1 protein-coding gene is annotated in these 1537 nt (G+C 59.4%); it reads left to right on the top strand.

What is annotated here, in order from left to right:
* The first annotated feature begins 601 nt into the window (after positions 1-601).
* Entirely contained in the window at positions 602-1402 is an 801-nt protein-coding gene (locus ACFSUD_RS19565; RefSeq protein WP_386376181.1) for an isochorismatase family protein, read from the top strand.
* Positions 1403-1537: the final 135 nt, after the last annotated feature.

Here is a 1537-nt window from a genome sequence, read left to right as displayed (position 1 = left end):
TCCCCCATTCTTGAGGCTCGGCGCCAGCCTATCTGACGCAACCCTCGAACGGAGAATGCCGCGGGAGAGGCCGCCGAACCAGTCAGCTCACACGGCGATCATGGGGTCTAAGGACACTTGAACCTTCGACGCGGAAATTTGTGGTTCCCGATAGATCTTGGGCACAAGAAGCAACGCTCTGCGGCGTCTACCCCCTGTCCTTGATATTGAAAGTTACGGCAGTCTCTGCATTGCGCATAGTAACTGCTTGGGCATGCCTTCCACCTGCGCTGCTCCCTTCCTTGGTCCGTCAGAAGCGGGAGTTTGCCGACTGTCTCACGACGACGGGCGGGTGACGCCATCCAAGCTGGCCCGATCTTTCGCATTCGCGGGTCGCATGCTTCGCGGGCGCATCATCCATCCGCAGGTGACTTTGCCGTCGGCGTAGGACTGCCCGCCAACACAATTCATTTGGTAGTTACCAAATGGTAACGACTTTCCAGATGTTCGTGATGGCCTAACTTTCAGATGCTGTCGCTCACTGCCCTAATCGGGCGCCTCCCCGCTGCTTCAGCGACGAGCGCGTGACGGCCCGAACTGAACCCTAGTCCAGGAGTCCAACATGATACCCATGAAACGGTTGAAACAAACCTTTACAGCACTTGCGACCAGCACCGCGCTCCTTTTGCAGCCGGTCGCCTTCACCACTGTCGCAAACGCGCAGGAAACCAGCAAACCCCTGCATCTCGAAGGTCTTTCGAAAGAGCCCACCGAGGCGGCCAACGCCGCGCTGTTCGACCCGACCGATGCTGTCTTCCTGCTGCTCGATCACCAAACCGGCCTGTTCCAAACCGTGAACGACATTGCGGTAGATGACCTGCGTCGCAACACGGTCACGCTGACCAAGGTCGCGCAGCAGGCGGACATTCCGATCATCTACACCGCGTCGGAGCCTGACGGTCCCAACGGCCCCTTGATGCCCGAACTGGAAGAGCTTCTGGAAGGCGATGAAGACGCGCAATACGTCGCGCGGCAGGGCGAAGTCAGCTCGTGGGACAATGCGGATTTTGTTGCCGCAGTCGAGGCGACCGGCCGCAAGACCTTAGTGATCGCCGGTGTCTGGACATCCGTCTGCGTCGCCTTTCCGGCGCTTCAGGCCAAGGCCGATGGCTATGACGTCTTCGTTATCATGGATGCTTCGGGCGATGTGAGCGAGATGGCGTCGATGGCTGCAATGCAACGCATGGCAATAGAAGGCATTGAACCGCTCACCACAAACACCATCCTGAGCGAGGCGATGCGCACTTGGAATCGTCCCGATGCGATGGAATGGGCCGAGCTTTTTAACGCTGTCTCTCCTGGCTACCAGGCTGCTGCCGAAAGCTATGGCCGCGCACAGGAAGCCGCCACCAAGTCCGAATAACCTTTGGCACTGCGCGATATGACAACGGTGGTTGCGCGTTCTGCGCAGCCACTGCTCGCCCCTTAGACCCCATGATCGCCGTGTGAGCTGACTGGCTCGGCGGCCTCTCCCGCGGCATTCTCCGTTCGAGGGTTG

Origin of the sequence: Sulfitobacter aestuarii, from assembly GCF_042685005.1 — a bacterium.
Classification (GTDB): domain Bacteria; phylum Pseudomonadota; class Alphaproteobacteria; order Rhodobacterales; family Rhodobacteraceae; genus Sulfitobacter; species Sulfitobacter aestuarii.
Note: the sequence above shows the minus strand (reverse complement) of the source record. Positions and strands in the feature narration are given on the sequence as shown.

Excerpts from the sequence above, each read along its gene's own strand:
- ACFSUD_RS19565 (WP_386376181.1), top strand. The coding sequence starts at position 602 with ATGATACCCATGAAACGGTTGAAACAAACCTTTACAGCACTTGCGACC.